The 26638-nt window shown below is 40.3% G+C and carries 21 protein-coding genes; 9 read left to right on the forward strand and 12 right to left on the reverse strand.

Going from position 1 to position 26638, the window contains the following annotated elements; all coding sequences use genetic code 11:
• Positions 1-83: 83 nt before the first annotated feature.
• Positions 84-560, reverse strand: a complete 477-nt coding sequence (locus BP621_RS08295) for a DUF5788 family protein (protein WP_292389092.1) — start codon at positions 558-560, stop codon at positions 84-86.
• Positions 561-855: 295 nt separating this feature from the next.
• Between BP621_RS08295 and hxlA the strand changes: the two genes are divergently transcribed.
• The gene (gene hxlA / locus BP621_RS08300) at positions 856-2136 is read left to right on the forward strand and encodes a 3-hexulose-6-phosphate synthase (protein ID WP_292389205.1); all 1281 of its coding nucleotides are present in this window, start codon (positions 856-858) and stop codon (positions 2134-2136) included.
• A gap of 130 nt (positions 2137-2266) precedes the next feature.
• Here hxlA and recQ read toward each other — a convergent pair whose 3' ends face one another.
• A complete protein-coding gene (gene recQ, locus BP621_RS08305; protein ID WP_292389206.1) occupies positions 2267-4873 on the reverse strand; it encodes a DNA helicase RecQ in 2607 nt (868 codons plus the stop codon).
• 678 nt (positions 4874-5551) lie between these two features.
• Positions 5552-5695, reverse strand: a complete 144-nt coding sequence (locus BP621_RS08310; RefSeq protein ID WP_292389093.1) for a hypothetical protein — start codon at positions 5693-5695, stop codon at positions 5552-5554.
• Between the two features lie 497 nt (positions 5696-6192).
• On the opposite strand from BP621_RS08310, the gene guaA reads away from it, so the two are divergent.
• Complete coding sequence (gene guaA, locus BP621_RS08315) at positions 6193-7110, forward strand: glutamine-hydrolyzing GMP synthase (protein ID WP_292389095.1); 918 nt, start codon at positions 6193-6195, stop codon at positions 7108-7110.
• A 174-nt stretch (positions 7111-7284) separates the two neighbouring features.
• A complete protein-coding gene (locus BP621_RS08320) occupies positions 7285-8325 on the forward strand; it encodes an archaeosine biosynthesis radical SAM protein RaSEA (RefSeq protein WP_292389096.1) in 1041 nt (346 codons plus the stop codon).
• Positions 8326-8552: 227 nt separating this feature from the next.
• On the opposite strand, the gene BP621_RS08325 is transcribed toward BP621_RS08320, so the two are convergent.
• From BP621_RS08325 to BP621_RS08335, 3 genes are all read right to left on the reverse strand, one after another.
• Positions 8553-8813 carry a GNAT family N-acetyltransferase gene (locus BP621_RS08325; RefSeq protein WP_292389098.1) on the reverse strand — a complete coding sequence of 87 codons (261 nt, stop codon included), beginning with the start codon at positions 8811-8813 and terminating at the stop codon, positions 8553-8555.
• 124 nt (positions 8814-8937) lie between these two features.
• Positions 8938-9837 carry an acetylglutamate kinase gene (gene argB / locus BP621_RS08330; protein WP_292389099.1) on the reverse strand — a complete coding sequence of 300 codons (900 nt, stop codon included), beginning with the start codon at positions 9835-9837 and terminating at the stop codon, positions 8938-8940.
• 236 nt (positions 9838-10073) lie between these two features.
• Entirely contained in the window at positions 10074-10358 is a 285-nt protein-coding gene (locus BP621_RS08335) for a non-histone chromosomal MC1 family protein (protein ID WP_292389100.1), read from the reverse strand.
• Between the two features lie 404 nt (positions 10359-10762).
• On the opposite strand from BP621_RS08335, the gene mptA reads away from it, so the two are divergent.
• Together mptA and BP621_RS08345 are read left to right on the forward strand one after the other, a co-directional pair.
• Positions 10763-11722, forward strand: a complete 960-nt coding sequence (gene mptA / locus BP621_RS08340) for a GTP cyclohydrolase MptA (protein ID WP_292389101.1) — start codon at positions 10763-10765, stop codon at positions 11720-11722.
• 284 nt (positions 11723-12006) lie between these two features.
• Positions 12007-12333, forward strand: coding sequence for a DUF2098 domain-containing protein (locus BP621_RS08345; RefSeq protein ID WP_292389102.1), 327 nt, complete (start codon positions 12007-12009; stop codon positions 12331-12333).
• 131 nt (positions 12334-12464) lie between these two features.
• Here BP621_RS08345 and BP621_RS08350 read toward each other — a convergent pair whose 3' ends face one another.
• Both BP621_RS08350 and BP621_RS08355 read right to left on the reverse strand, forming a co-directional pair.
• The gene (locus BP621_RS08350; protein WP_292389103.1) at positions 12465-13898 is read right to left on the reverse strand and encodes a methanogenesis marker 14 protein; all 1434 of its coding nucleotides are present in this window, start codon (positions 13896-13898) and stop codon (positions 12465-12467) included.
• A gap of 423 nt (positions 13899-14321) precedes the next feature.
• On the reverse strand, positions 14322-14786 hold the full coding sequence (locus tag BP621_RS08355) for a VOC family protein (protein WP_292389104.1): 465 nt from the start codon (positions 14784-14786) through the stop codon (positions 14322-14324).
• A gap of 942 nt (positions 14787-15728) precedes the next feature.
• On the opposite strand from BP621_RS08355, the gene BP621_RS08360 reads away from it, so the two are divergent.
• Positions 15729-17510: a PKD domain-containing protein gene (locus BP621_RS08360; protein WP_292389208.1), complete on the forward strand. Its 1782-nt coding sequence runs from the start codon at positions 15729-15731 to the stop codon at positions 17508-17510.
• Positions 17511-17995: 485 nt separating this feature from the next.
• Here BP621_RS08360 and BP621_RS08365 read toward each other — a convergent pair whose 3' ends face one another.
• A complete protein-coding gene (locus BP621_RS08365; protein WP_292389106.1) occupies positions 17996-19315 on the reverse strand; it encodes a cobyrinate a,c-diamide synthase in 1320 nt (439 codons plus the stop codon).
• Positions 19316-19754: 439 nt separating this feature from the next.
• Between BP621_RS08365 and BP621_RS08370 the strand changes: the two genes are divergently transcribed.
• The 3 genes from BP621_RS08370 (at position 19755) to BP621_RS08380 (ending at position 22478) form a co-directional block, all read left to right on the forward strand.
• Positions 19755-20348, forward strand: a complete 594-nt coding sequence (locus tag BP621_RS08370) for a hypothetical protein (protein ID WP_292389107.1) — start codon at positions 19755-19757, stop codon at positions 20346-20348.
• A 915-nt stretch (positions 20349-21263) separates the two neighbouring features.
• Positions 21264-22262: a GTP 3',8-cyclase MoaA gene (gene moaA, locus BP621_RS08375; RefSeq protein ID WP_292389108.1), complete on the forward strand. Its 999-nt coding sequence runs from the start codon at positions 21264-21266 to the stop codon at positions 22260-22262.
• Positions 22263-22313: 51 nt separating this feature from the next.
• Complete coding sequence (locus tag BP621_RS08380) at positions 22314-22478, forward strand: hypothetical protein (RefSeq protein WP_292389109.1); 165 nt, start codon at positions 22314-22316, stop codon at positions 22476-22478.
• Positions 22479-22682: 204 nt separating this feature from the next.
• Here BP621_RS08380 and surE read toward each other — a convergent pair whose 3' ends face one another.
• The 3 genes from surE to BP621_RS08395 form a co-directional block, all read right to left on the reverse strand.
• A complete protein-coding gene (gene surE / locus BP621_RS08385) occupies positions 22683-23486 on the reverse strand; it encodes a 5'/3'-nucleotidase SurE (protein ID WP_292389111.1) in 804 nt (267 codons plus the stop codon).
• Positions 23487-23910: 424 nt separating this feature from the next.
• Complete coding sequence (locus BP621_RS08390; RefSeq protein WP_292389112.1) at positions 23911-24399, reverse strand: DUF1269 domain-containing protein; 489 nt, start codon at positions 24397-24399, stop codon at positions 23911-23913.
• Positions 24400-25417: 1018 nt separating this feature from the next.
• Positions 25418-25606, reverse strand: coding sequence for a hypothetical protein (locus tag BP621_RS08395; RefSeq protein ID WP_292389114.1), 189 nt, complete (start codon positions 25604-25606; stop codon positions 25418-25420).
• Between the last annotated feature and the right edge of the window lie 1032 nt (positions 25607-26638).

Consider the following 26638-nt stretch of genomic DNA (forward strand, 5'->3'; position numbering starts at 1 on the left):
CCCAGAGATATAACCTTTGCTCCAGAAATTTCTAAAAGTATTGAAGGAGTTAAAACCTGTCACTGTATCTCAGTTATGGCATTTTACTTAGACACCTTTTTAATAAATTCAAGCCAGAGCCTTGCATCTTTAACCCTCTGATTAGCGAACTGTTCTTGAAAGCGTTTTGTATTTTCTTTAAAGACTCCGCTCTCGATCTCTTTCAGATCTGTTATTGCACGCAATAATCCTGCAGTTTCATGATAGAGTTTTCTTGCCTCTTCCGAAGTAAGGGACTTCTCTTCAAGTTCCTTTTCATCCTTCATTTCCTTTGCTGAAAGAATTTCAATGTATTTATCCATCCTGGATTTCTCAGCTACACTGATTTTGTCTTTTTGAATCAATTCCCATACATAGTTGTGCAGAGGATAAGTTTCTCCCTCGAATTCAACATAATCCGGGATATGCTGACCGACCCAGAAAAGGCGAGAATGCAGAGCCGAAAGCAGCTGCCTGCGTTCCTCATCGGTAATATAATTGCCAGGGGCTTTCTTCCCGCATATTCCAAGGTTCTTCTTCATCGTCCTTTCTTAGGAGATATTGCATATTTATCATATTGATGTGACAATTGGCCAATATTTATTCTTTATCTGTGAACGTCAGATATAAAACAACAACATTAACACAAAAACAGTCGCAAATAAAAAGAAATATAGGTAATAAAAAACTCACATATAAAAATTAGGTAATTCGAATCAAAATAAAAGAATAAATCTAAGATAATCAAATTAAGAAAATTAAATTAAAAGAATAGATTAAAAATTAAATTAAATTAAATTAAAAATAAATTAAAAGTTTCCCGTTTGAGGTGATACTATAGTTCCCATAATTCAGGTTGCACTTGATCTTCTGGAATTGGATCGCGCGGTAGAGATTGCAAAAGAGGCAATAGAAGGGGGAGCGGACTGGATCGAAATCGGAACTCCTCTAATCAAAAGTGAGGGAATGGACGCAATCCGCACCATGAGGAAAGCTTTTCCAGATCGGACAATTCTGGCAGATATGAAAACCGTAGATACAGGCGCTATAGAAGTCGAGATGGCAGCAAAAGCCGGGGCGGATGTCGTTATTGTGCTAGGGAGCGCAGATGATTCTACATTACTTGACGCACTCCGTTCAGCCCACAAATATGGAGTCAGGTTGATGGCAGACCTCATTTCGGCTAGTGACCCTGTAAAAAGAGTAATTGAACTTGAGGCTCTGGGCGTGGACTATGTTAACGTACATATAGGTATAGACCAGCAGATGATGGGAAAAGACCCCATATCACTTCTCAGAGAGATTTCACAGAGAGTCAATGTACAGCTTGCAGTCGCTGGAGGGCTTGATGCAAATACTGCAGTGCAGGCGGTCAGGGCTGGAGCCAGAGTTGTAATTGTCGGAGGGAATATCACCCATTCTGACAACGTAACCGAAGCTGCTAGAAAAATCCGGCAGAGTGTGGACTCCCCGGACGCTGGGGAAATTCTCAGTGTCGGCACTGTAGACCAGGAAATCAGGGCAATTCTTAAGGAAGTATCCACTTCAAACATTTCGGATGCCATGCACAGGAAAGGCGCAATGAAAGGCATTCACCCTCTGGTAAGAGGAAAAATGGTAGGAACTGCAGTTACCGTGCAGACTTTTCCCGGAGACTGGGCAAAACCCGTGGAAGCAATTGATATTGCAAAAGAAGGAGACGTAATCGTTATTTACAACGAAAACAAGGATATTGCCTGTTGGGGAGGACTTGCAACCTGGAGTTCCTTAAACAAGGGAATTGCAGGCGTGGTAATAGAGGGTGCTGTCAGGGATATTGACGAAGTCGAAAACCTGGGACTTCCGATTTATACAAGCAATACAGTACCTAACGCCGGGGATCCTAAAGGTTTTGGAGAAATCAATGCTGAGATTACCTGTGGTGGCCAGACCGTAAAGCCAGGAGATTATATAGTGGGCGATGAAAGCGGTGTTGTGGTAATTCCAGTAGAGAGGGCATACGAGCTAGCAAGAAGAGCAAAAGAAGTTTATAAAACCGAAAAAAGACTCTTCGATGAAATCAAGAGAGGCGGGACACTGTCTGAGATTATGAATCTGAAGAAGTGGGAAAAACATTGAGTGACCCTATTTTCAGGAACTCAAACTAAAAACAAGAATAAAAAATAAGTTGGAATAAAAAAGCAGTGAGAAAAAAGGCCAGGAAATCATAAAAATTGAAGAAAAACAGCTAAATTTGCAGTAGATGGTTTTACTCGCCGTCTTCAGACTGGGAAAAGCAGATTCTGGACAGAAGGAGGGCCCTGACAAACTTCATTTCTTCTTCCTGGCAGTTCTCACCCAACCTTGCCCGAAGCAGGGAATCCAGCTCAACTTCTAAGCTTTCTAGGGCATCTTTTATCTGCTGTTGTCTTTTGGGAGATAAAAGTCCTTCAATACCCCTGACGTTTCCAGAAAGAGTGAGCTGTTCAAGTTGCCTGAAAATGCTTCTAATACTCATACCCTGGATGTCAGCAATCTCATCGATTCCGAGCCCTTTCGTAAAAAGGGAAAAAGTTCTTTGTAGAGAGTCCGTTTCAAAAGAATCGGATTTAAAAGGATCTGCTTTAGTGACGTTTACGGCCTTTGACTCAGGCGAGATCTCTGCCGAAGAAGTTGTCTCTGACCAGTCCTGAATGCTCGTATCCAGATACTTTGCCCTTTTTGTAGGTAGGCCGCAAGCTTCTAAGCTGTTCATGCTGTCAGACTCAGGATCGGGCATTTTAGTCCCAGCCATCTCGATCTCGGCTTCTGGACTCTCATCAGTTTGAGAAATTTCTTGTGAACTTATTCCCTCTTGTTCTGGGCCTTTACAAGCAACCTCTGATTTTTCAGGTTTTTCAGCAGATTTTTCAGCGGGTACCAAACTGTAATCTCTGCAATAATTTTCAATCTCCTTGAGAAAAACTTCCCCGTATTTTTTTAGTTTATGTTCTCCAACCCCTGTAATGGAATGAAACTCTTCAAAGTTATGCGGGAATTTTGTAGCCATTTCCTTAAGGGAGGTATCAGAGAAAACAATGTAAGGAGGAAGATTTTTCTTTATAGAAATTTCCTTTCTCAGAGCTTTTAACCGCTCAAAAAGGATCGGATCAGGCTCTTTTCCAGATTTTACGGTTTTTCTCGCCTCTGAAGCTTTCAAGATGTCAGAAGCAACTGAAAATTTTTCTGGAAAAGCCTCTTCCTCAGAGAAACTTAGATCATCGGCTTTTTTGCCTTTTGTACTGGTCGCTGTAGAAGGCATCAAGCTTTCTTCAGCTTCAGGAGCAAAACCTTCAGGGCAGACAAGCTCTATTTGTTCCAGGCCTTTCAGTATCTTCCTGCTCATGGCGTTCAGCTTCAATACCGGATACTGTGCCCCGCTTACGTCCAGAAGACCAGTATTTATCATTTCGGAAGCTAATGACCTCCATTGTTCTTTTGTAAATTCCCGACCACTGCCGTGACTTTTCAACCTTTCATGACGGTTTTGCCGGATCTTTTTATTCTTTGAGCCTGTGAGAACATCAATAACATAGTTAGTGCCAAATCGCTGGTTCAGTTCCTGGATGCAGGTCATCAATTTTTTTGTAGCTTCAGTGCCGTCAAAGGTATCTTTCGGAGTAAGGCAGCAGTCACAGTTCCCGCAGGGTTCTGAGAGTTCCTCCCCAAAGTACTCCATCAAGGTCTGGCGCCTGCATTTATTTCCCTCACAATAAGCTACCATTTGCCTTAATTGCACAAGAGAAATGTCCTTCTCTTTCTCATTTGTCTTCTGTGAAATAAAGTACTCAATCTTAAAGCGGTCCCCTCTGCTGAAAAAAAGAATACATTCGCATGGGCTTCCATCCCTTCCTCCTCTGCCGGTCTCCTGATAGTAACTTTCAAGATTTCTGGGAAGGTCATAGTGTATTACAAAACGTACATTGGACTTATCAATCCCCATCCCAAAAGCAATTGTAGCTACTATGATGTCCACGTCATCTTTAATGAACATCTCCTGATTTCGATTTCTCTCTGAATCCGAAAGTCCTGCATGGTATGGAAGGGCCCTGAAACCTGCAAGGTTCAGCTTTTTTGTAAGGGCTTCGACACTATTTCTACTCTGGCAGTAGATAATTCCTGCTTCACCTCTATGCCTGCGCAGGTAGTCAGTAATCTCGGAAAAGGTTTCTTTTTTTGGCCTGACCTCATAATAAAGGTTTTTCCGGTTAAAACTGGCTACGTAAGGACCTTTTTCCGGAGAGAGATGAAGATTGAGTTGCGATACGATGTCTTCTCGAACCCTTTCTGTGGCTGTTGCCGTAAGCGCAATGATTGGGATATCAGGAAAGCCTGTTTTAGGATCTCTCAAAAGTTTTAGTTTCCTGTACTCAGGCCGGAAATCATGTCCCCACTCGGAAATACAGTGTGCTTCGTCAATTGCAAAGAGACTGACCTTCCCCTTTTTTAAAAAGGCAAAGGTTCCAGGCATCATTAGTCTTTCTGGAGCGATATAAAGGACTTTTAACTGATTATCTAGAAAAGCTGTCTTCACATCCCGGTTTTCTCTGGCACTCTGGGCACTGTTCATGCAGGCTGCAGCAATCCCGTTTGCTTCAAGCCCGTCAACCTGGTCTTTCATCAGGGAAATCAGGGGAGAAACAACAATTGTAACCCCTTCCATGAGGAGGGCAGGCAGCTGGTAGCATATCGACTTACCCCCGCCGGTAGGCATGAGCACAAAAACGTCTTTTCTCTCCAGAACATCCCTGATAATTTCCTCCTGCAACGGGCGAAAGGAAGTGTATCCAAAATACTGGTGCAGGGCTGAATGCATTCTGGCAGACAGGGAAGGCATAGGCTCAAGCTCACGTTTACTCGCCCTCAAGAAGTCATACTCAGTACTCGTTTTCGAATCCCCTAACCTGTAGAATCAATTTCACGCCAGAATATAAGCCCCGGAAGATCCAGGGAAATCAGGATATGAATATGATTTCATGCACAGACATATCCTCAATATTACAATTTTTATAATAGACTTTTTCTATGTTTATGAAAACTATTCCTCTATGGTAGATTATTCCCGTGTAGTGAGAAATTAGATATCAGTATAAAATGTATAAGGTATGGAATCCTGATGCTGTGATGTTTTAAGCTCATCATATTTAAGTTGCAGGTGTGCAAGGTGAAAGTATTCAGATGTATTAGCTGTAAGATCTGAATACAATCAGAGATTTCTCCAAATAGTAGAGTTTAAAAAAAGATTCAGAAAGGAAGATTAAATCACTAAACTAGGAAAAAAGTCGGAAAAGGATTGAAGAGTGGCAATAAGTAAGTGGTTTACTGGTTTGTAGCGTCAGCATTATTAATGTTCGATTTGAGGTAAAGATAGGGAGATAAGGAGTGTGGCTACACCCAGACACTTCTTATCTTCCTCTTCAGTTATGCTGCTTTGCCAGCCAATTATGTTTTCAGTTTTCCGCATTTTTCCCATTCCTGGGGCATATCCTTCCTTATTCCAAAAATTTCGCCCGTTTCAGTCTACAACTTTCTTGTCTTTTGCCATCCGCTCCAGAGTGTCAGCTATTTTTTGCTGTGATTCTGCCAGGCTTTCCAGGGACTTTGCAATGTTTTCAAGCGTATCGATTATCTCATAGTTCTCACTACCCATTCCTATCACCAATTCCCCTGCGGGATTTTATTAGGAATATTTTTGGAAAAGCTTTGTATATAATTCTAATTTTTAATTTTCTAGAAAAAGTGTATGTAAATTCTATTTGTGTAGTTTCCTCGCTTTTCTTACCAAACCTGGTTTTCAATAAATCTTTACTAAGCGAGTTTCAGCTTTTGTTTAAGTGATCTTACCAGCCAATGGTTTACTGGGCAGTACGATACGAAATTGAAATTTAGAATGGGAAGTTAAAGAAATATTGTTTTCCACTTTTGTAGCTTCCACATGCAAAAAAATAAATTCAATATTTCGTCCCATCTTAATACAACTAATTACTTTCATTTATCTGAAGACTTCTTTTATGATACCTTTAAATATCAAAACCCCCATGCACAAACTCATATATCGCACTAAAATAATCAAATTCAGATAATTATGATAGCGTTCACTGATCACGATCATTTTTTCAAAGGATTTCAGTTTAGCATCATTTAAGGAGCATTTCAATGGTAAAAACCGAAAAATTCATTCCAAAAGCAATTGAAAAAATTAGGAAGGAAATAAAAGACGGAAGAGCAATTATTGCACTTTCTGGCGGCGTGGACAGTTCTGTTTGTGCGGAGCTGGCTCATAGGGCGATAGGGGACAGGCTGCAGCCGATCTATATTGACACAGGGCTCATGAGAAAAGGAGAAACCGAGAGAATAAAGCATATTTTCGCCCACATGAACCTTGACATTGTTTATGCAAAAGACAGGTTCCTTGCAGCCCTGAAAGGTATAACTGACCCTGAAGAGAAAAGGAAGGCTATAGGTGAGACTTTCATCCGGGTCTTTGAGGAAGAGGCAAGGAAACTTACAGCCGATTATCTTATCCAGGGCACGATTTATCCTGACAGGATCGAATCCGAAGGCGGAATCAAATCCCACCACAATGTTGGAGGGCTTCCCAGCGTAATGGACTTTAAGAAGATCGTTGAACCTATTGAGGATCTTTACAAAGACGAAGTTCGGGAAATTGCCTGGGCGCTCCAGCTACCTGACGAAATCTGTGAAAGGATGCCTTTCCCCGGACCTGGCCTGGCTGTGCGGATTCTTGGAGAAGTTACAGAGGAGAAACTTGAGGTTGTACGGGAAGCAAACTTTATAGTAGAAGAAGAGCTTCTTGAGAGGTTCTGCCCCTGGCAGACCTTTGCTGCTGTGCTTGGCAAGGGGACAGGCGTAAAGGGAGATATCCGGGCTTACGGCTGGATCATAGCTGTAAGGGCTGTAGGCTCCAGAGATGGAATGACTGCAGAAGCGCTCGAGCTTCCCTGGGATGTACTCAAAAAACTGGAATCCAGAATCACCTCTGAAATTCCGAAAGTAGCTAGGGTAGTTTATGATATCACACCCAAGCCGCCTGCAACAATCGAGTTTGAGTGAATACAGGCCACTTAAATAAATTAAGGTTTATAGACTATAATAAGAAAGAGTAGAGAAATAAAGCACGAATACAAGAAAAAGTACAGCACATAAGGAACGAATAAGAAGCTGTTTTCCAGCTTCAAATCTTTTTTACAAATTATGAAGTAAGCCACAAAGCGAGTTTTTACGCCCATGACCCTGAATAAAGCAGTAATGGAAATCCGGCAGCGGATTAAAGTTAGACCTTCTCCTACCAATGAACCTGCAGCAAGCTGGACAGGAGTTGATCTAGTAAATGGAAATCAGGTAAAGACTTTAACTGTAATCTTCAAGAGCGCAGGGTGCCGCTGGGGAAAAGCCGGAGGGTGTACTATGTGCGGTTATGTATATGACTGCGCAAGTGAACCCCCAACTCTGGAGGATTACAAGGCCCAGCTTGCAAGAGCAATGAAGAAAGCTGAAAAATTCCCTGAGTTTATGGTAAAAATTTTCACCTCAGGCAGTTTTCTTGACGAGCTGGAAGTCCCTTCTGAGGCAAGAGATGTAATCCTTAAAACTCTCGCAGACGATCCCAGGGTAGTTAAGGTACTTGCAGAAACCCGCCCTAACTTCGTAACCGAAGAGAATGTGCAGGAGTGTCTCAAGATCCTGAAAAATAAGCCCTTTGAGCTGGCTTTCGGGCTGGAAACAAGCTCGGACAGGATCCGTAGGGACTCTATTAATAAAGGTTTTACCTTCAGAGATTTTGTCCGTGCTTCAGAAATCGCAAGAAAAAACGGGACAACTGTTAAAGCCTACCTGATGCTAAAACCTCTCTTTCTCTCCGAACGCCAGGCCCTTGAGGATATCATCCGTTCCATAGATGATGCAGCCCCTTACGCTGATACAATCTCGATCAATCTCTGTAATGTCCAGAAAGGTACTCTTGTCGAAGCTCTCTGGGAAAAAGGACAATACCGCCCTCCATGGCTCTGGAGTATTGTAGAAATCCTGCAAAGGGCAAAAGCTGCTCATCCAGACCTCCCTCTTATGTCAGACCCGGTCGGTGCAGGCTCAAAACGCGGCCCTCACAATTGTAAAATCTGCAGCTCAGACGTTGCAGACTCTCTCAGGACTTTTTCACTCACTCAGAACCCGGAAGATCTCAGTAGAATAGACTGTGAATGCAAAGAACTCTGGAGGAAAGTCCTGGAACTTGAAGACTTTACCTACGGAACACCTATTTTAGATTGAAAACCGTAAAAAACTCTTTTTATTTGAACTTTTTATTTGAACTAAGTGGGATGTTGTACCTGGCCATCATGAGAAGGTCGGCATATTCCCAATCCTTCCATTATTGCGTACCTCTTCGTCCCTTCGATCTCAAAACCAAAAGACTGGTAAAGACTTGATAGCTTTTTTATTGCCTGCAGTAACATCAAGCTCAATTCTTACCAGCATAAGCCAGTTATCTGCAGGGTCTAGAATGTTTTTTTCATTAAGTTCTTCCCAATACCCTGGCCCTGATATTCAGTCCTTACCATAATTCCAAGGAATGCTGAATGTTTCTGCCTGGCGCTCTTTAAAAAATGTAACTCTACCATTCCGACAACTTTTCCTTCCAGTTCAGACACAAGTACATGGTCATCGCCGCCCATACTCCCCAGGAATCCTTCTGTAAAGTCAATCTTTTCGGTAGGAAGGGAAAGGGTGTGCCCACTCTTTTTGCCTTCGCATCTCATTGATGTCCTGAGCATCACTTACCTAACAGGCCTGATAAATAGATTCATAAATACCTCTTAAACCATCTTAATAAAAATTAACCAAAAATTAGGGTTAGTTATAAAGCTCCAGGGCCGTTTATTATTAATCTTTTGATTTTTCCAGCTTGCAGACCATGGTTCCGATTCCTTGATCAGTAAAGAGTTCAAGAAGCATGGAGTGAGAAACGCTTCCATTTATTATATGAGCCCTTTCAACCCCGTTTTTTACTGCAACTGCTGCGCCTTTGAGTTTTGGGATCATACCTCCCTGTATAACGCCTTCATCGATAAGATTATCCATTTCGTCCAGAGTTACACGGGATATATGGCTACCGGGATCATTTATATCTCTAAGCAACCCTGATACATCAGTCATCAGAATAAGCTTTTTAGCATGCACAGCTGAAGCAATGTCGCCTGCCACTATATCGGCATTAATATTCAGGGCATTGCCTTTCGCATCTACAGCAATAGGGGAAATGACCGGAATGTATCCATTTTCAAGCACGATATGGAGAACATCAGGATTAATTACCTCACACTCCCCAACCCAGCCAATATCAACTTCAGTCTCAATACCGTTAACTACTACCTTCTTTGCAGCCTGCTTATGACCAAGGATCATTCTTCCGTCGTGACCGGTAAGTCCAATACCTTTTCCTCCACAAACTCCGATAAGGGATACAATTTTGGTATTGATATTCCCGACAAGCACCATCCTGGCAATCTCCATTGTCTCGTCGTCTGTAATACGTAAGCCCTGGAAAAACTCAGCTTTCTTGCCCATCCGCTCCATTTTTTCCGTAATCTCAGGTCCACCCCCGTGTACAATAACGGGTTTGATTCCCACATAGCGCAGGAGCACAACATCTTTTATAATATCCTCCATGATCTGGGCGCTAACCATTGCATTTCCGCCCACTTTTATAACCATAATTGAGTCATAGAACTCCTGCATATAGGGCAGGGCTTCAATGAGCACGTTCTCTCTCTTCAGTTCCATGATGTAGGAATCAGAGAATCTATTTTTAAACTTATCGTTAAAGACTCTGTTGAAAAATAGAGGAGGCATATAAAAAATAAAGATGAAATTATTAATTTTGAGAAAGTGTTGGAAATAAGCCAGCCCGGATAGTAATAAAAATCAAAGACCAACCCAGGCTAATTCCTTATCTGGATATTAAAGAAAAAGAAAGAACCCTATTTTCAGGGCATGTGAGAGAAATTAGTTTATCAGGTTTATTCAATTTTTTCTATTTTTTCTTTCTTGACAAAGGGCTTGCTGATTTTCTCAGGCATCCAGTTAGGCCTGTTTTTAGGGGCTTCGACAAGCTCCTTCCATGCCTTGAAAACGTGCACCTTCTTTGTCCCGCGTTCTCTGAGGCGGATGATATCCGGTTTGGATTTAGTCCCGGCGCCCCGGTTTGCAGCTTTCAGGGCAGCCTGCCGAGGCTGTTTTCCAGTGAAAACTCCGTGCTCATTGCCTTCTTCGTCTCGTAAAACAAAATTTCTTGTGTTGGACATAAAGGTCACCTCGCAAATGTATTGCTAGACACTGATTACGTTTTAAAGTATATAAAATCTTTCTTCAGGATGTTGCCTATAGTTATTGGTTTATGAAAAATTAGCCTCAATTTGCAAAGGATATATAAACTAAATTTTTCCATCTTGTTAGTAAATTGGGAAATATTTAAATAATTATATCTTGTTAAAAATGTAGTCCAAAATAAGTTTCAGGAAATGGGTTTTGGACAATTTTGGAAACGTGAGTCTTGTTGTACTTTTGGAAAAAGAAGCTGAAAAGCACAAACTTTACATGCTATAACTCCTTATGATCATTATATTTTTCCAAATGGAATAAAATTACTTATTTATCAGGACTCATTTCACAAAATCAAACACTCATCTTTTCACGGATCTGGTTAATTATGGAACATTGCACTTTCAACCTCCCGGACGTCCAGGCCAGCAAACCAAGCATAGCTATAAACCTTACCCGTGTCGGGGTAACAAATGTGAAAAAACTTGTTGAAATCAAGCGAAAAGACAAACGTCCTATCGTGCTGATATCAACTTTTGACGTTTTTGTTGACTTACCCTCCGATCGGAAGGGAGCGAACCTCTCCCGAAATTTTGAAGCTGTAGACGAGGTGCTGGAAAAAATACTCAGTATGCCCGTATACGAGATTGAGCAGCTTTGCAGCGATATTGCACATAACTTGCTTGGCAGACATGAATATGCCAACCAGGCAGAAGTCCGGATGACAAGCGAATATATGATCAGGCGTGCTTCCCCTGCCACCGGAATCAAATGCCAGGAGGTCGTAAATATATTTGCTGAAGCATCGGCTGTAAGGGGACAGGGCAATGATGACTATTTTGATGTAAAGAAACTAATAGGTGCCGAAGTTGTAGGAATGACAGCCTGCCCATGTGCTCAGGAAATTATGCGAGATAAAGCTGCAAATGAGCTTGCCGAACTTGGAGTTGAGAGGGACACGATAATAAAATTCCTAGAAAGAGTTCCCATGGCTACCCATAACCAGCGAGGAAGAGGAGTTATATCAATCAAGGTAGCACATGATTTTGATGTTTCCCTCGAAAGCATCATCAGCATTATTGATCACTCCATGAGTTCCAGCGTATATGAGGTCCTGAAACGCTCAGACGAAAAAGTAGTTGTGGAAACTGCGCATAGAAATCCGAAATTTGTGGAAGACTGTGTAAGAACCATGGCAGATAATATAGTAAAAGAGTTTCCGAACCTCCCTGATAATGCAGTGATCACCATCAAGCAAACCAATGAGGAAAGCATTCACAGGCACAATGCTTATGCCGAAAGAGTTGCCCTGATGGGAGATCTCAGGTCGGAAATTAATCATAGTTAAATAGCTAGAAGAATATAAATAGACTAATTTTATACTTTTTCGAACTCTGGAAGTCTCTGGAAAAAATTCTGCTCCACAGAGGCCTCCAAAGGTTCAATCCAAAACAGTTTCCACGTCGCTTTTTAATAAAAATCTTTTTCTAAAAAATTATACCAGAGCCTCCAAAAAGCTCAACCCACATAAACTTTATTAGAGGGCCTGAACAACCTATAAGTAGTTAAATATAAAAGGGACTTTTGCAGGGCCTGAAGTGCCAGCGTCCTGGAAGCCTTCGAGGTGAGAGCATGGCTGATGCTGAAGTAATCACAGCAGTAGGACGAAATAAGAAACCCATCAAAGCGGGAGATACCGTCAAATACGTAAACAGTGATACGGTCAGCCGCGTAACTGAGATCAAAAAGGACGAGCAAGGAAAGATATGGGTTCTGCTCGAAAGTACAGAGCTCTGGTACAGGGAAGAAACCCTGGAACCAACTGAGCTTAAAGCTAAAGAAAAGAAAGAAGAAAGGGAATTCACAGCCGAGGAACTGGAAGAAAGATTCAGAAAAGAGAGAGAAACGATGCAGGGCTTCAACCTAGAAAAAGCCGGTGGAGGAGGAGCAGGAGGTTAATTCCTCTTCCTGCATTTTAAAAGCCTTCTCTTTTAATATTTCGATTTTTTCCACGTTATAGATATTTTTGGAATTACCGGCATTTTGAGATCATTTTTCCCGTAATTTGAGATCATTTCCCTCTATTGAGGTCACTTTTCCTGTAATTTTATCCTGTGTGCAAGAATACATTTTCCACCGTGCCTGCCGCCTAGAGGGTTTTGCGGCGAGCCCAGAGAATTCATACACCGAGCCATCACGGCTGCGCCTCTGGCAAGTCCATCATCTACAAAGACTACTCTTTCATCGATTTTTGGAGCAAGATTCAGCTCTTCCAAGCATTTCAGGATCAATTTAGGTTTGTTCCCTGTAATTCCTGCCCTTCCAGTGATTCCTATAGTTGTATCCTCAAAAACGAGCCCCGATTCTGTTGCAACCTTGATTAACCTGCAAACCACACCCGCCATAACCTCATCAATGACAGCATAAACAACCTGAAGTCCGTGAGTCTTACAGATTTCCATGCCTATAGCACTAAGCTTGCCCATATCGGAACCGTTTACTCCTACGTCGCAACCTATAAGTGTTACGCCTATCTGCTCAGCTGCATCAGGTCTTACAGGCACGCTTCCGTATCTCTTTCTGTCCCTTGGAACCTGTTCTATAATAATAAGTTCATGAATGCGTTTTTTATACGCCTCAATCGCTTTAGCCTTCATCTTTAAAGTAAGAAAAGAAGGAGGTTTCTCTTTTTCAAAAACTTCAAGGGCAGTTCCTACTTTTGGGTCTACGATTTTCGAACCCCGGATAATTGCATCAGGAATTGCCCCAGCATAGCCGCAGAAGTTACCCACTGTTTTTGCATACGGCTGATCTGAATTTGTTATCCTGCCATCAAGGGTTGTCCCGAAATCAATTGAAATACAGGGATTTCTGAAATCAACATCTGTAAATTTGGCTGCTTCCTTAATCCCTGCGGTTGCAAGCTCCCCTTCCATTTCGTTTGCAACGACCTCAACGCCAGAAGAACCTATAGGAGGCAATACTCCGGCTACAGCCCCATCAAAAATTACCTTTTCAAGTTTACTGTACTTCTGGAATTTTTGGGGTATATTTGAAATAGACATAGGGGGCGTCATATTCTTTGGGGGAACTCCTGCCATAAGGCAGCCATCTGCGAGAGCTTTGATAAATTCACCCACTTCTTCCGGAGATTCAAAACCTGCAACAACACCAGTGGAACGAACCACGAAGTCCAGATCGGTTTTTATGTTTAGATTTGCTTTTTCCATTGATTCGGTCAGGGTGCCACGTACCAGGTCTGCAACGGATTCACGAGTAAGTTCCACACCCGTAAGGGTCTTTCCAAATACTTCTTCTCCGGGTTTAGGAGGGCGGACATCTCTTGTCATCCGCACGACTTTATTTATAATGTGGGTCCTTCCAGTCTCCATACTGGTAGCTGTAAGAATACATTTGGTTGTGGTATTTCCGACCTCTACAGAAGCTACAATAAAGAAAGGCTTTGACTTAAGGTCAATCAAACGAACCTGAGGGGATTCTGTAATTCTGGGTTTCAGAGCCATTTTTAATTCCTTCCTAAAAACCTGTGAATAAACTCAATTAGTACAAATTATTGTGCGAACTTAATCTGAAAACAATACAGACTTATTTGAAGATTATTCAAACCTAATTAAAGTCAGTCAGGATAAACTTATGTTTTTAATATTTCGAAAGCTAGTATTTGAATTCAGATTAACCGGGAAAAGTACTACTTCTCCAATATTGTAAAAAGATTAACAGGAATGGATTATTAAAGGTTTAAAGAAGGTATTCATCAAAACCTATAATAACTTTTGCTAAATTTAGGCTGTTTGAATAATAGCTTCCAATAGAGTTATCTGTCGCCTGAACTCCGAGAAGATGATGGAAAGTTAGATTAAACCAAGTATTTATTGAGTCTCTATTAAGTCTCTATAGAATTAAGTCTCTATAGAATCTCATCTTGTCTATAAATATTGTCTGACAAATTCCTCTGGCATTAAGGTGCGTTTTACGGTTTCTTCAATTGATAAGCCTTCATTTAAGAATCTTTTTACTACTCTTTCCATGGGTTCACCAACCTCAATGATGTGCATATCAGGATCGTAAAATCTGATAACCCGCTGTCCCCAGGGCTGCTCTCTTAATTCGTGTACGTACTCAATGGAATCCACACCTTTCAGCTTTTTAAGGAAACTATCTAAATCGTCTTCTTCAAAATAGAGCTCAGAATTATTTGATTTTTGAACGATATCATTTTTGTTTATATTTACTAAATTTGAAAAATGTGATTTCAAGTGTATAGCAAAGCCGCCCTCGAATGAGACGTTCTCACCGAAATCGCACTGTACCTTTTGATTAAGGACGTTTTCATAAAAACTTCTGGAAGTCTCTATATCATTTACAACAATAAGTGGACATATAAATCTCATTTTAGTTCTCCTTTTGTAAATAATATGATATCTCTATAGGGCATTCTCTTGTACTGGGTTCTCTTTAAGTGTATTCTCTTCTGGTATATCCTCCTCTAGTTTATTTCCTTCATTCCAAAAATTACTCTGGAACTTGTAAACTACTTCGACCGTTATTAATCATAGCCTAATAGGCTGAAAGTATTTTTCTCTAGGGACCTTAAAAATTGTTTGAGATAACTAGTTATTTAAACGCTTTATTCTTGGAAAAAAGGATTAATTTTAATTCCCCCATTAGAAATACACCACATTTTTGTCTAAAAACTAATTTTACTCAATTAAAAAGCACAAAATTTATTTAGGACGACAGAAAATCCTCCTCTGGTGTTTATCTATTAAACCTCCGCTTATCCCAATTAATGATAAAAGGGGGTTAAAACGCTTGTCTGAGAGTTAAGAAAAAAAGCACCATGATACTCATTGATGTGAGTTGGAACAAGGTATCGTTTTTAATTTTACTGTTTGAAATTTGGGACTAAATTTATTCCAAAATCGATAACATAGTGTATAAAAAATTGATTTTTTAAAATATTTAGGATTTGAGCACTTGAGGCACAAAATCGAATACAATCGGCTTTGTGATTGGATTGGTGTTTTAGACAGTTGAAGGCTTAATGCTATTGATTTCTCAGTTCAATCGCGTAATTCCTATTTTAGAACATAAGTTTGATTTTTAGAGGTATTATTAACTGGATTTTGATTTGCTGTTTTAAGAGCTTCTTTTGTATAACTGTTACTGGATCAATAAATTTATAAAGATTCGCTTAGAATTTATAAATTATCTTAGGCAGTGCGACTGTAAATTCTTTATGTACGGAGGAATAAGACATAAACAGAATAAAACGTTTATTATTAACTTTTTTAATATTTACATTAAGCTCCGGAATCGGGGCAGCGGCTGATATTGTTGCAAACTTTAACGCCAATCCTACGAGCGGCTATGCGCCTCTTGCTGTCCAGTTTACTGACATGTCGCAAAATGCAACAGAATGGAACTGGGACTTTGGAGATGAAAATACTTCAAATGATCAGAATCCAAAGCATACTTACTATACAGCAGGAAACTATACTGTTAACCTGACAGCGATCAATGCAAATGGTACAGATTCAAAACCTGCTACAATAACAGTATTAGATCCAGTACTACCTGTACCAACAGTAATCCCGGTTGCAAATTTTAACGCCAATCCTACGAGCGGCTATGCTCCTCTTTCCGTCCAGTTTACTGACATGTCGCAAAATGCAACAAAATGGAACTGGGACTTTGGAGATGGAAATACTTCAACTGATCAGAATCCAAAGTATACTTACTATGCAGCAGGAAACTACACTATTAACCTGACAGCGATCAATGCAAATGATACAGATTCAAAACTTGCTACAATAACAGTATTAGATCCAGTACTACCTGTACCAACAGTAATCCCGGTTGCAAACTTTAACGCCAATCCTAAGAGCGGCTATGCTCCTCTTTCCGTCCAGTTTACTGACATGTCGCAATACGCAACAAAATGGAAATGGGACTTTGGAGATGGAAATACTTCAAATGATCAGAATCCAAAACATACATATTCTGCAGCAGGAAACTACACTGTTAACCTGACAGCAATCAATGCAAATGGTACAGATTCAAAACCTGCTACAATAACAGTATTAGATCCAGTACTACCTGTACCAACAGTAATCCCCCCGGTTGCAAATTTTAACGCCAATCCTACGAGCGGCTATGCTCCTCTTGCTGTCCAGTTTACTGACATGTCGCAATACGCAACAAAATGGAACTGGGACTTTGGAGATGGAAGTACTTCAACCGAGCAGAATCCAACGTATATTTACTCTGCAACAGGAACTTATACGGTTAGCTTAACCGCGATAAATGAAAACGGCACTTCCCCAACAAAAACTACTACAATAACTGTTACACAACAAAGCAGCTCAAATGGTGGCAGTAGTGGAGGAAGCAGCCACCGCAGCGGAAGCAGTGGTGGAGGTGGAGGAGGTTCTCCCGAGCCTGCAAAAAACGTTGAAGTAAAGGAACTTTCACAGGCGTTCATTACAAGCGGAAAAAATGTACAGTTTGATTTCACAAAGAACGCAACCTGCGTCGTATATGTGAGCTTTGATGCAAAGAGGACTTTCGGCAAAACCACAACCATTGCCGAGATGCTAAAAGGAAAATCCTCTCTGGTTTCCGAACTGCCTTCTGGAGAGGTATACAAATCCTTCAACATCTGGGTCGGAAACGGCGGGATTGTAACCTCAAAGAACATAGAAAACCCAGTCATTTGTTTCAAGGTTGAAAAAGCCTGGGTGCAGGATAAAAAAATTAATCAGGCTTCAATCACTCTCAAAAGGTATAGCGACAAGAAATGGAAGCAATTACCAATAAGCCTGTCAGGAGAAGATGACAAATTCCTGTATTTTACAGCCAAAATTTCAGGATTCTCTTCATTTGCAGTAACGGGCACAGTGGAAAAATCATCTGAAGAAACTGTAACAGAAATACAGACTAAATCAAATACTGGAACAATTAATAAAAACAATACAGTAAATAAAGAACCTGAAGAACCACAAACTGAACAAAAAAACATTCAGGGTAAACCAGGCTTTGCAAGATATTACGGAATAGTTAGCCTGTTTGCACTGCTCCTATATTTGGCACTGTTACTATATAAATTAGAGTAAAACGGCAAAATTCGAAGTCCGATGTGGAAAAAAGTTAATCCTCTCATCTTATTTATGATTTTTCAGTTGTTTCCTGACTCCCGACTCATTTATAAATATAAATGTGGCTCTTCGCTGTTTCGAGTGGATAACTTCTATTCATCTCCTAGATGGTAAAGTATATCTAAAATTTAGAAATATTTGTTGTTGAAAATTAGTGCGATGGATGGATTCGAACCCCCGAATACCTACGAAAATAGGCCCTCAACCTATCGCCTTTGACATAGCTGGGCAACTCCCGCACATTAAAAGAGAGATTTAAGAAATTTCCAAGAAGTCAACCTATCACACAATAGCACAGGCTTTAAAAGAAGTCCAGACGAAGTTAAAACTCCAGAACATACCCTGGTAAAAATATGAAAATTAAAAGTTGCTCGCAAAGCAAGCAACTACACTGATCCTGAATCGAGACCTTATTCTAAAAAAATATTCACTTCAAAAATTATTTACTTTCTTCTGTATTCCCTGCATTTTTCCACAAATTTTTCTACCGGGAAGGTAGCAGGGTGAGAATGCATATAGCCTGCCAGAGTATTGTGCTCGACAAGGCCGTCAAAACCATCCTGTATACCTTTTCCCCGCAGCATTTCATATGCGAACTTTGCATCGCGATCGCATTCTGTGACAGAGTAGTGGAATTCGTGGCCTCTGATATTGTGAGAAGAGAAGTTTTTGTCCAGAGGGCGGGCTTCGGTATACCCGAGGGCTTTAAGCCGGTTTGTCATGCGTGTGTTTGCAGGCACGACATCTGCGAGTTTATATGTTCTGTTATCTATCTCATAGGTCCCACAGAGATAAAGCAGGCCCCCGCATTCTGCATAAATAGGCAAACCGTCAGCTGTAAGGCCCTTAAGTTTTCGGGTCGTTTCTGACTTCTCAAGGGTTTCTGCGTAAAGTTCAGGGTAACCGCCTCCAAGGTAAATCCCGTCCACGTCCGGAAGCTCTCCTGCCATCGGGCTGAAAAATTCGACATCAGCTCCATAATCCCTGAAGGCGTCGAACATATCCTGATAATAGAAACAAAAAGCCGGGTCCCTGGCAATTCCTATCCTGAGATCTGCTTCGGGTCTCTGGATATCCCTGACTTCAGGAACTGAAATGGGCTCGGCAAGTTCGAGCACTGCGTCAAGGTCAACGTTTTCCTCAATAAAAGCTGCCATTTCCTCAGTATTGTAGTCCTTTTCATGGGCCATGTACAGCCCGAGATGTCTGGAAGGAACCTCGATATCTTTCCTTCTTGGGATCATACCTACAATAGGAATGTTACCCGGAAGAGAGTTTTTTACAAGTTCCGCATGCCTTGGGCTGCCTACCTGATTCAGGATAACGCCTGAAACCCTGACCTCAGGATCGAACTCAGAATACCCTTTAAGGAGGGCAGCAGTGCTTCTGGACATCCCATGAACATTGATTACCAGAATTACCGGGATGTTAAGGGTTTTTGCAATATGTGCGGAACTTGCAATTTCTGTAGAGTCAATTCCATCAAAGAGTCCCATAACTCCTTCTACTACCACAATATCCGCATCTGCAGCAGTCCGGGATACAGTCTGCCCAACTCCATCAGTGCCCATTATGTATGTGTCCAGATTCCTTGAGGGGCGCCCGCAAATTGCAGTGTGATGAGAAGGATCGATATAGTCAGGCCCTACCTTGTAAGGCTGAACCTTTAGCTGCCTGTGTTTAAGGGCGGCCATGATACCCATGGAGACTGTCGTTTTTCCGACCCCACTATGGGTTCCTGCAATAAGTATTCCTTTTGTCATCTGCTGGATATTGTTGCCGTTAAAATATATTAAAGCTATTAATCCAGCTATTTTAAGCAGGTTATAGCTGTTTTCAAGAAAAAGGGATGTAAAAGAAAAATTTTAAAAAATTAAAACAAATAATAAAATGTTAGAATTTTAAGAGCGAGCATGGTTAAAACAGAATGAATAATATTAAAACTAATACAAATTAATTAATATTTGTTTTAGTACTTTATAAATAATTATAAAGACGAATAAAGCATTATAAAGCTTTAAATTTATTTTTACTGGGTTAATAGGGGTTATAAAGTGTTAGAAACATTTTTAATATTTTTATTTAAATTTCTTAATGTAAGTATTGTTATACAGATAATTGAATGGATGATTTTTAGTTTTTCAGGTCTTCTCAAATTAGATGAGTAAGATCAAATGAATTAGAGGAATTAGAGGAATAAAAATGAATAATAGAAAATCAATTGCAAAAATATTGGGATCTTTTTTTGTTATATTAATGATCTCAACTTTAATTACTGCAGGGGCAGTTGCCTGTGATAATATTGTAAAGTCTGCAGAAGACCCTGCAACTTCCTGTGATACCCATGCAAATTGTAACAAGGAGTGTACCTCATGTACTTGCGAATCTGTTACAGACTGTGAGCAAGCAAATTGTAACTGTGGATTATGCGACTGCGCTTCTATTGTAAATGGTGAACAGGACAATTCTAAACAGGAGAGTTCTAAAGATCTTGCAAACTGCAATGGAGGAAAATGTGATTCATGCAACTGCAAATCTATTGTGGAATGCGACAAGGCAAAATGTGACTGTAAATCATGCAACTGCGAATCCATTGTAGACTGTGAAGAAGATAACTCCAAGGCAGAAGAAAAAACATGTGAGAAAGCTGTAGAGAACTCAGCAAAAGAAAAGACATGTGAGAAAGCTATAGAGACTCCAGCAAAAGAAAAGACATGTGAGAAAGCTGTAGAGACTCCAGCAAAAGAAAAGACATGTGAGAAAGCTGTAGATAACTCAGCAGAAGAATGTAAATAAACTAAGGCCAGGAAAATATAACCATGTGTGATGGAGAGTATACCCAACTCTCTACACAAAGTGTTAGAATGAAATGTTAATGCAACTATCCATCAGATATCCATCAGATGGATTTTTAATCTTTGCTAATCCTTATTTGTTCTTGTAAATATCCCAAATATGTTTATACACAAACCAATTTCTTGTTCCTGTTTTATTTCCCGCAATAACGTTAATTTTTGTAACAAGTATTCCTTTTATAGTCTAAGGAGTACTGCTACCGATAAAATATATTAAACTTGCTATCCAGCTACTTTAAGCACTTTAAAGTTGTTTTCAGGAAAAACGAGTTACGTAAAAAAATCAAGCAGTCTAGGCGAGTAATATCATTCACGCTGAATGATTACTTTTTTGGAAATCCGGAAGTCCTTATATTTGCATCCGTGTACATTAGTTGTGCACATCAGTCTTAAGTAAAAGGTTATATCTACTCTAAGGTAAGAACAGTTCGATTCCGGAAAATATCGAGAAAGGAGGCTTTGACTTTATAAGTTGAATAAGCTCATTATATAATTATAGTATTCATTTATATAGATAAAATTAAATAATTAGTTCCTGATTCCAGTTATCACATACTCATATCAGTGTATATTCATTTCATACTAACCATAGGCATCCAGTCCGTATCAGTATACTTATTCAATCAATGTAGTGTCTTTATTCAATTTAAAATCAGTAAGACATTCCGGGTCCTTTCTCAAAAATGCCAATTTATTTAAAATCAAGGTTACTATGAACAGACCAGTTCATAGATCGTTTCATAGATCGTTTCTAAGATGAAATTTTTGTCCCGCAAGCAACGCAAAATAACTAGGACCGGCAGTCAGTTGATAAAGAATTACATGCCAAATATTTAAGAGGGGATTTTAACCAGCCATGAAGAAGAAAAATCTAGGAAAAGCACCTGATGTTGCAGAAGAAGATTCAAAAAAGATTCTTGAGGATCCTTACGGGCGAAGGGTAACAGGGCTCAGGATATCAATAACTGATAAGTGTAACCTTTCATGCATGTACTGCCATAATGAAGGTGCAGATTGCTGTACCTGCAGCCCGGTAGGGCACGAAATGAAACCCGAGTTAATCTGCGGGATTGTCAGGGAGGCTGCAAAATTCGGGGTCAATAAAGTAAAATTTTCTGGAGGCGAACCGCTTTTCCGAAAGGATTTTGAAGAAATCCTTTCCTGCCTTCCTTCGTTAAAAGAGGTCTCTGCGACCACTAACGGCATCCTGCTTGAAAAACGCGCAAGAGCCCTTAAAGCTGCGGGCCTTGATAGAGTAAACGTAAGCCTGGACTCTCTAGTTCCTGAAAAATATGAAAAGATTACCGGAGCGCCTCCTGGCTCGCTTGAAAAAGTTATTAGAGGAATTGACAGTGCAGTTGAAGCTGGGCTGACTCCTGTGAAGCTGAATATGGTACTCCTGAAAGGTGTGAACGATAACGAAATCGATTCTATGATGGACTTTATCCGGCCATATAAAGGAATGGTTATCCTGCAACTCATCGAGCTTATGGACATTGACCCCAGGCTTTCGAAGTATATGATTGACTCGAAAGCTCTCGAAAAAAGTCTGGCTGAAAGGGCAAGTGAAGTCAAAGTGCGGCACTTGCATCATCGAAGAAAGTATGTTATCGATGGGGTAGAGGTTGAATTCGTTCGTCCTATGGACAACTCGGAATTTTGTGCCTACTGTAGCAGGCTCAGGGTCACAGCAGATGGGAAGCTCAAACCCTGCTTGCTGGTAAATGACAACCTTGTGGATGTCAGGGAAGCAAAAAGCTCTGAAGAGATCGAAAAGCTGCTCAAGCTTGCAGTAAGCCGAAGGAAACCATATTGCATGCCTGTCAGCATTCTTGAACAAAGAGAAAAGGCTTAAAGAGAAAATCAGCAGATCCAGAAACGAATATAACAACAAAGAGAGAAAAAAATGAAGATTGAACTTTTAATAGATGAGAGAAAAATCCCGATGAATGATTTCGTCCAGAAAATTGTATTAAATGTTATAAAAGCAATGGTAGAAACTTTACATGATGTCGACAGTGGATGGAAGGAGATTTCTATTCATATCAAAAAAGATGATTTGAAAGAATAAAAACAAAAGAGCTTTTTGGACAAAAAAAGAGAGTCGGCATCTCTCAGACACGAAATTTCCTCTTTTCATTTTTTGTTTCAGGTAATTTTTTAGTTCTCTGTCATTTTGCAATTACGATTGACTTTTGAAATTTTCAGTAGCCTTGAAATTCAAAGCAATTCTCCAAATAGGAGTGATTTGCAACCAAGAGATATCTGGAGATACTTAGAGGTACTTTTCTATTTCCGAAAACTCTATCCTGGCAGTCGAATCCAGGGAAATCGGGGTTATTGAGATGTGTCCCTTCTGCATGATGGCGTGCACATCCGTCCCTTCTTCTTCTTCCCGGATAAGGTCGCCTGCAATCCAGTAATAGGGCCTGCCCCTTGGGTCACGCCTCTCCTCGACATCCGTTTTAAAGATTTTTCGTGCAAGGCGGGTTATCTCTATGGGAGTACCCTCTTCAGCATGATAAGGAATATTGATGTTCAGAAGATCCACGTTTTCAGGCATGCCGTACTTCAGGACCTTTCGAGCAACTCCGTTTACTACTTTTATTCCGACTTCGAAACGGTCTCTATGATAGTTCCTGGGATCATCGAATTTCTGTCCTTCATCAAGCACCTGCATGGAGGCAGCAATGGCAGGCACGCCGTAGCTTGCAGCTTCAAGGGCTCCTCCTATTGTCCCTGAGGTAGTGATAGTATCTGTGCTTATATTCTCTCCAATGTTAAAGCCGGAAAGCACCAGATCAGGCATTTCCTTGAGGATCGTAAAGATGCCCAGAATTACAGCATCCGTAGGAGTTCCTCCAACTGAGTAAGCAGGTATACCTCCGGCATTCGTTTTCGTGATTCGAAGGGGCTCAAAGATAGAAATCGAACGCCCGACTCCGCTCTGCTGGACAGCAGGAGCCGAAATCGTAACTTCCCCGAGGTCCGAAACGCTATCAAAAGCGGCTTTCAGACCTGTGGAGTATACACCATCATCATTAGTAACAAGAATTTTTGGAACCATGAGTTTTCCCATAAGTTGCCGGATAATTTAAAATTAATGGGAAAACTAGGAATTTTCGTGCGCCAGGCTCTTCATTGCCGGCTATGCTGACATCATCGTGCCTTTCAGCCATGTATACTTGGGAGAGTACTGAGTTATGCATACAGAAAGGCGGCTGCTCCAATATGAAGAAAGAGTAAAGAACTAAACAAATACTGAATGGAAAAATGGATTGCGGGAATAAATGAATACTAAACGGAAAAATGGATTGTGGGAATTTGCCAATTAAACCTGATAAAGCATATATATTCAGTTTATCTTATCAAATTTAAAAGATACTATTTTACTTGTAATTTCAGCAACCAATTCCCACAGAAACTTCCACTAAAGAGATTAGAATATTTTATTTCAGACCGCCTATAATATTAACAGATCATTTTTTGGATACAATTTTCAATTATTCTCCAGCACCAAAGGCAGCTTTAAGTTTGTGTTCTTCTTCTTTGGAAAGGGAAGTGCGCACGACCTTTGGATTGAACGCAGTTAGCTGATCAAGAACCTTGTCTTCAGTCCACTTTGAAATCAACAGGAAGAGAGCAGATCCTCCTGGTTCTATGGTTTGAGCAACTTCATGGATGAAGTCATCGTTTATTCCGTAATCTGACAATTTCCCTGTAATTGCCCCTGTGATGGCGCCAACTGCCATTCCAAGCCAGGGCATCCAGAAAAGCAGTCCGATCAACATACCCCAGAAGGCTCCACCTACGGTACCTGTACCTACAAGATTTACAGCTTGCTTTACTTTGACCTTGCCGTCATGGCTGCGAACGACAACTGCGGCATCATCGAGGGTGATTAGTTGCTCTTTTTTAAGCCGTTTAATGGCTTCATCCATCTCAGATGCACCTTTCTCGTTCGGAAATGCAAAAACTATTAGCTCACTCATAATTCGAGAATCTCCTTTTAATTTTCAATTTATGCAAAAAATATGAGCTCGATAGCCTTAGTTTAAGAGCAATATATTATCATTCTTAGATCCAACAGAAAACAACTCACCGAGGGAAACAAAAGCCTCGATCACGTTCTATGAAGTTTTGAATCCGCTAATGATAACATAAACTCAGATCTAAGGACTTTGTCATTTCTACTTACAACCCTGGATAACCCTAGGTTCACAGACACATATCCTTCGTTCTGAAAGTGTGGTTTCCCCTGTTTGGTTATCACAGAAGTTAGAATATAACAATTCCACTATATTATATATGTTTTATGCACTTAATAAATAATTTAGGAAAAGGCTAAAATAAAATGGCAAAAAATAAAGAAAAAATGCCACAAAAAAGGAGAGTTAATTTAGGGGCTATACTCTGGTATAATCAAGCCCCATCTTTTATTGAGGAGAATCACCTTTAAAATCTTCTGGAGAGGGAATTATTAGTTTTCGCTACTCTTCAAACCAGATTACTGGTTCAGAGAAGTGTTATTAGTCCAGAGACGATATTTTAAAGGGTTTTTATGACCTGATAGGTTCTTTATGACCTAATAGCGATTCTTTGACCTGAAAGCAATTCTTTAACCCGATGACATTTGAACCGGTGAGGCATCAAATAAGGGCACTGAGTAAGTCATCAGATGTTTGAATGTAGCTAGAGGATTTAGATGGTTAATACCAATCCTCCTTCTTTCAGGATACATCTTATGCAATAAGAAGCAAAGCCTAATAACCCAAACTCGGAAAAGTGTTGCGCTTTTGAGATCTGGGGCTTCAGGCTTGCGCTTTCTTTGTTGAGTTGCATGAATCCCGATCATGTTAGGCAATGGCAATCTTCCTCCTAATTTTAGCTAATCATTGCCACCTCCCCACCTGGGTCTCCCCAACTTTGACCCGGAAATCGTTTTTCTGGTGGCAAGCAGTTTTTCTTATCCGAAAGGAATTAGCCTACCTGTGCAGCTGAGTTAAGATATCAAACGCCGAACACAGTTTTTATGGTGTACACATAGAGGTGGTGAACACCTATGGTAAACATCATCAGTCTTACGACCAGAAACTCCAGATTATGGAGCCAGTGAGTCGTTTCTATAAGCTTTTCCGAATGTAAAATTCTTTTTTCCTTTGCGAATCTTACGATTTTTTTTAAATTATTTGATAGCATTTTGTTAAACCCCACTCATAATGTATCTATCTTGTATTGTCTCAAAGCATTCCCTGTTAGAAAGTGCTCTGAATACGTACCCTATAAAATCCAACGAGATCTCAAACAGGCACTTTATGTTCGAAAGTACCTTGCATAGCATACACTATCCGACGTGATCTCAAAGAGGCATCTTCATATTGAAAATGCATTATTTACCCCACCGACTCTAGCTTTAGAAGCTTGTGATATTAAAAGTTGTTGACATTGCATAAGATAATTTTATATGAGTGCGTAGATAATAGTCAGATGCCCTGATTAACGCCTTAGTCTATGGGTACGAAAAAAAGTTTGAACATTGATAGTAAAAAGAAACAAGCTATAAATTCAGACTAGATTATATAAGCCAGAGATTGAGAAAATAAGGCAATAAAAAGTATTCGTCAGTTAGTTTCCTGTGCCCTGCAAGACAAAAAACGCATAGAAATCCTGAAAAAGGGAAAAAGAACTCAGCGGTACCTTTTCAGAACCGAAGCTGATTTCAGCCAGTTTTTACAACTTCATTTTTATTTTTCTGCCTGCTGCCCCCGAAAATCCGATTCAACTTTTTAAACTGTCCGACTGCAAACCTCACCCTTTTCTTTAAAAACTTCCGAAACCCTGGAAAGGTCTACAACATCAACCGTATAGGAAATATTAAGGTCCTCATTTTTTCTTTTAAGAAAATCAATTTTCTCCGGTCAAAATTTTATCCGGGAAGGATCCTAACATCTATATCCGAACCCCGATTAAAATCCCCCTTGCCCTAGAACCAAAGAGTATGACAGTGACATTTTCTTCTTTTAAAGTTTCAAAAACGAGGGATTTCAGATCCTGAATGCTTTTTTGATAGATCGGAGAAAGACTGCTTATCTACTATTCATTTAAAGGTTTTCAATACTTGAATGTAATGTTAGTCTCAGACTGCTTTAACTCCGGTTTAGAACCCATCTGAAGAAGAACTTGGAAAACAACGAACAAATCTCTCATGGCATAGAACACAACTATTCTATT

Origin of the sequence: Methanosarcina sp. UBA5, from assembly GCF_002505485.1 — an archaeon.
Taxonomy (GTDB): Archaea; Halobacteriota; Methanosarcinia; order Methanosarcinales; family Methanosarcinaceae; genus Methanosarcina.

What these genes read in the sequence shown, in the direction of transcription:
- BP621_RS08295 (WP_292389092.1), bottom strand. Translation starts at nt 560, where the DNA reads ATGAAGAAGAACCTTGGAATATGCGGGAAGAAAGCCCCTGGCAATTAT.
- recQ (WP_292389206.1), bottom strand. Translation starts at nt 4,873, where the DNA reads ATGCCTTCCCTGTCTGCCAGAATGCATTCAGCCCTGCACCAGTATTTT.
- guaA (WP_292389095.1), top strand. Translation starts at nt 6,193, where the DNA reads ATGGTAAAAACCGAAAAATTCATTCCAAAAGCAATTGAAAAAATTAGG.
- BP621_RS08320 (WP_292389096.1), top strand. Translation starts at nt 7,285, where the DNA reads ATGACCCTGAATAAAGCAGTAATGGAAATCCGGCAGCGGATTAAAGTT.
- BP621_RS08325 (WP_292389098.1), bottom strand. Translation starts at nt 8,813, where the DNA reads ATGAGATGCGAAGGCAAAAAGAGTGGGCACACCCTTTCCCTTCCTACC.
- argB (WP_292389099.1), bottom strand. Translation starts at nt 9,837, where the DNA reads ATGGAACTGAAGAGAGAGAACGTGCTCATTGAAGCCCTGCCCTATATG.
- BP621_RS08335 (WP_292389100.1), bottom strand. Translation starts at nt 10,358, where the DNA reads ATGTCCAACACAAGAAATTTTGTTTTACGAGACGAAGAAGGCAATGAG.
- mptA (WP_292389101.1), top strand. Translation starts at nt 10,763, where the DNA reads ATGGAACATTGCACTTTCAACCTCCCGGACGTCCAGGCCAGCAAACCA.
- BP621_RS08345 (WP_292389102.1), top strand. Translation starts at nt 12,007, where the DNA reads ATGGCTGATGCTGAAGTAATCACAGCAGTAGGACGAAATAAGAAACCC.
- BP621_RS08350 (WP_292389103.1), bottom strand. Translation starts at nt 13,898, where the DNA reads ATGGCTCTGAAACCCAGAATTACAGAATCCCCTCAGGTTCGTTTGATT.
- BP621_RS08355 (WP_292389104.1), bottom strand. Translation starts at nt 14,786, where the DNA reads ATGAGATTTATATGTCCACTTATTGTTGTAAATGATATAGAGACTTCC.
- BP621_RS08365 (WP_292389106.1), bottom strand. Translation starts at nt 19,315, where the DNA reads ATGACAAAAGGAATACTTATTGCAGGAACCCATAGTGGGGTCGGAAAA.
- BP621_RS08370 (WP_292389107.1), top strand. Translation starts at nt 19,755, where the DNA reads ATGAATAATAGAAAATCAATTGCAAAAATATTGGGATCTTTTTTTGTT.
- moaA (WP_292389108.1), top strand. Translation starts at nt 21,264, where the DNA reads ATGAAGAAGAAAAATCTAGGAAAAGCACCTGATGTTGCAGAAGAAGAT.
- BP621_RS08380 (WP_292389109.1), top strand. Translation starts at nt 22,314, where the DNA reads ATGAAGATTGAACTTTTAATAGATGAGAGAAAAATCCCGATGAATGAT.
- surE (WP_292389111.1), bottom strand. Translation starts at nt 23,486, where the DNA reads ATGGGAAAACTCATGGTTCCAAAAATTCTTGTTACTAATGATGATGGT.
- BP621_RS08390 (WP_292389112.1), bottom strand. Translation starts at nt 24,399, where the DNA reads ATGAGTGAGCTAATAGTTTTTGCATTTCCGAACGAGAAAGGTGCATCT.
- BP621_RS08395 (WP_292389114.1), bottom strand. Translation starts at nt 25,606, where the DNA reads ATGCTATCAAATAATTTAAAAAAAATCGTAAGATTCGCAAAGGAAAAA.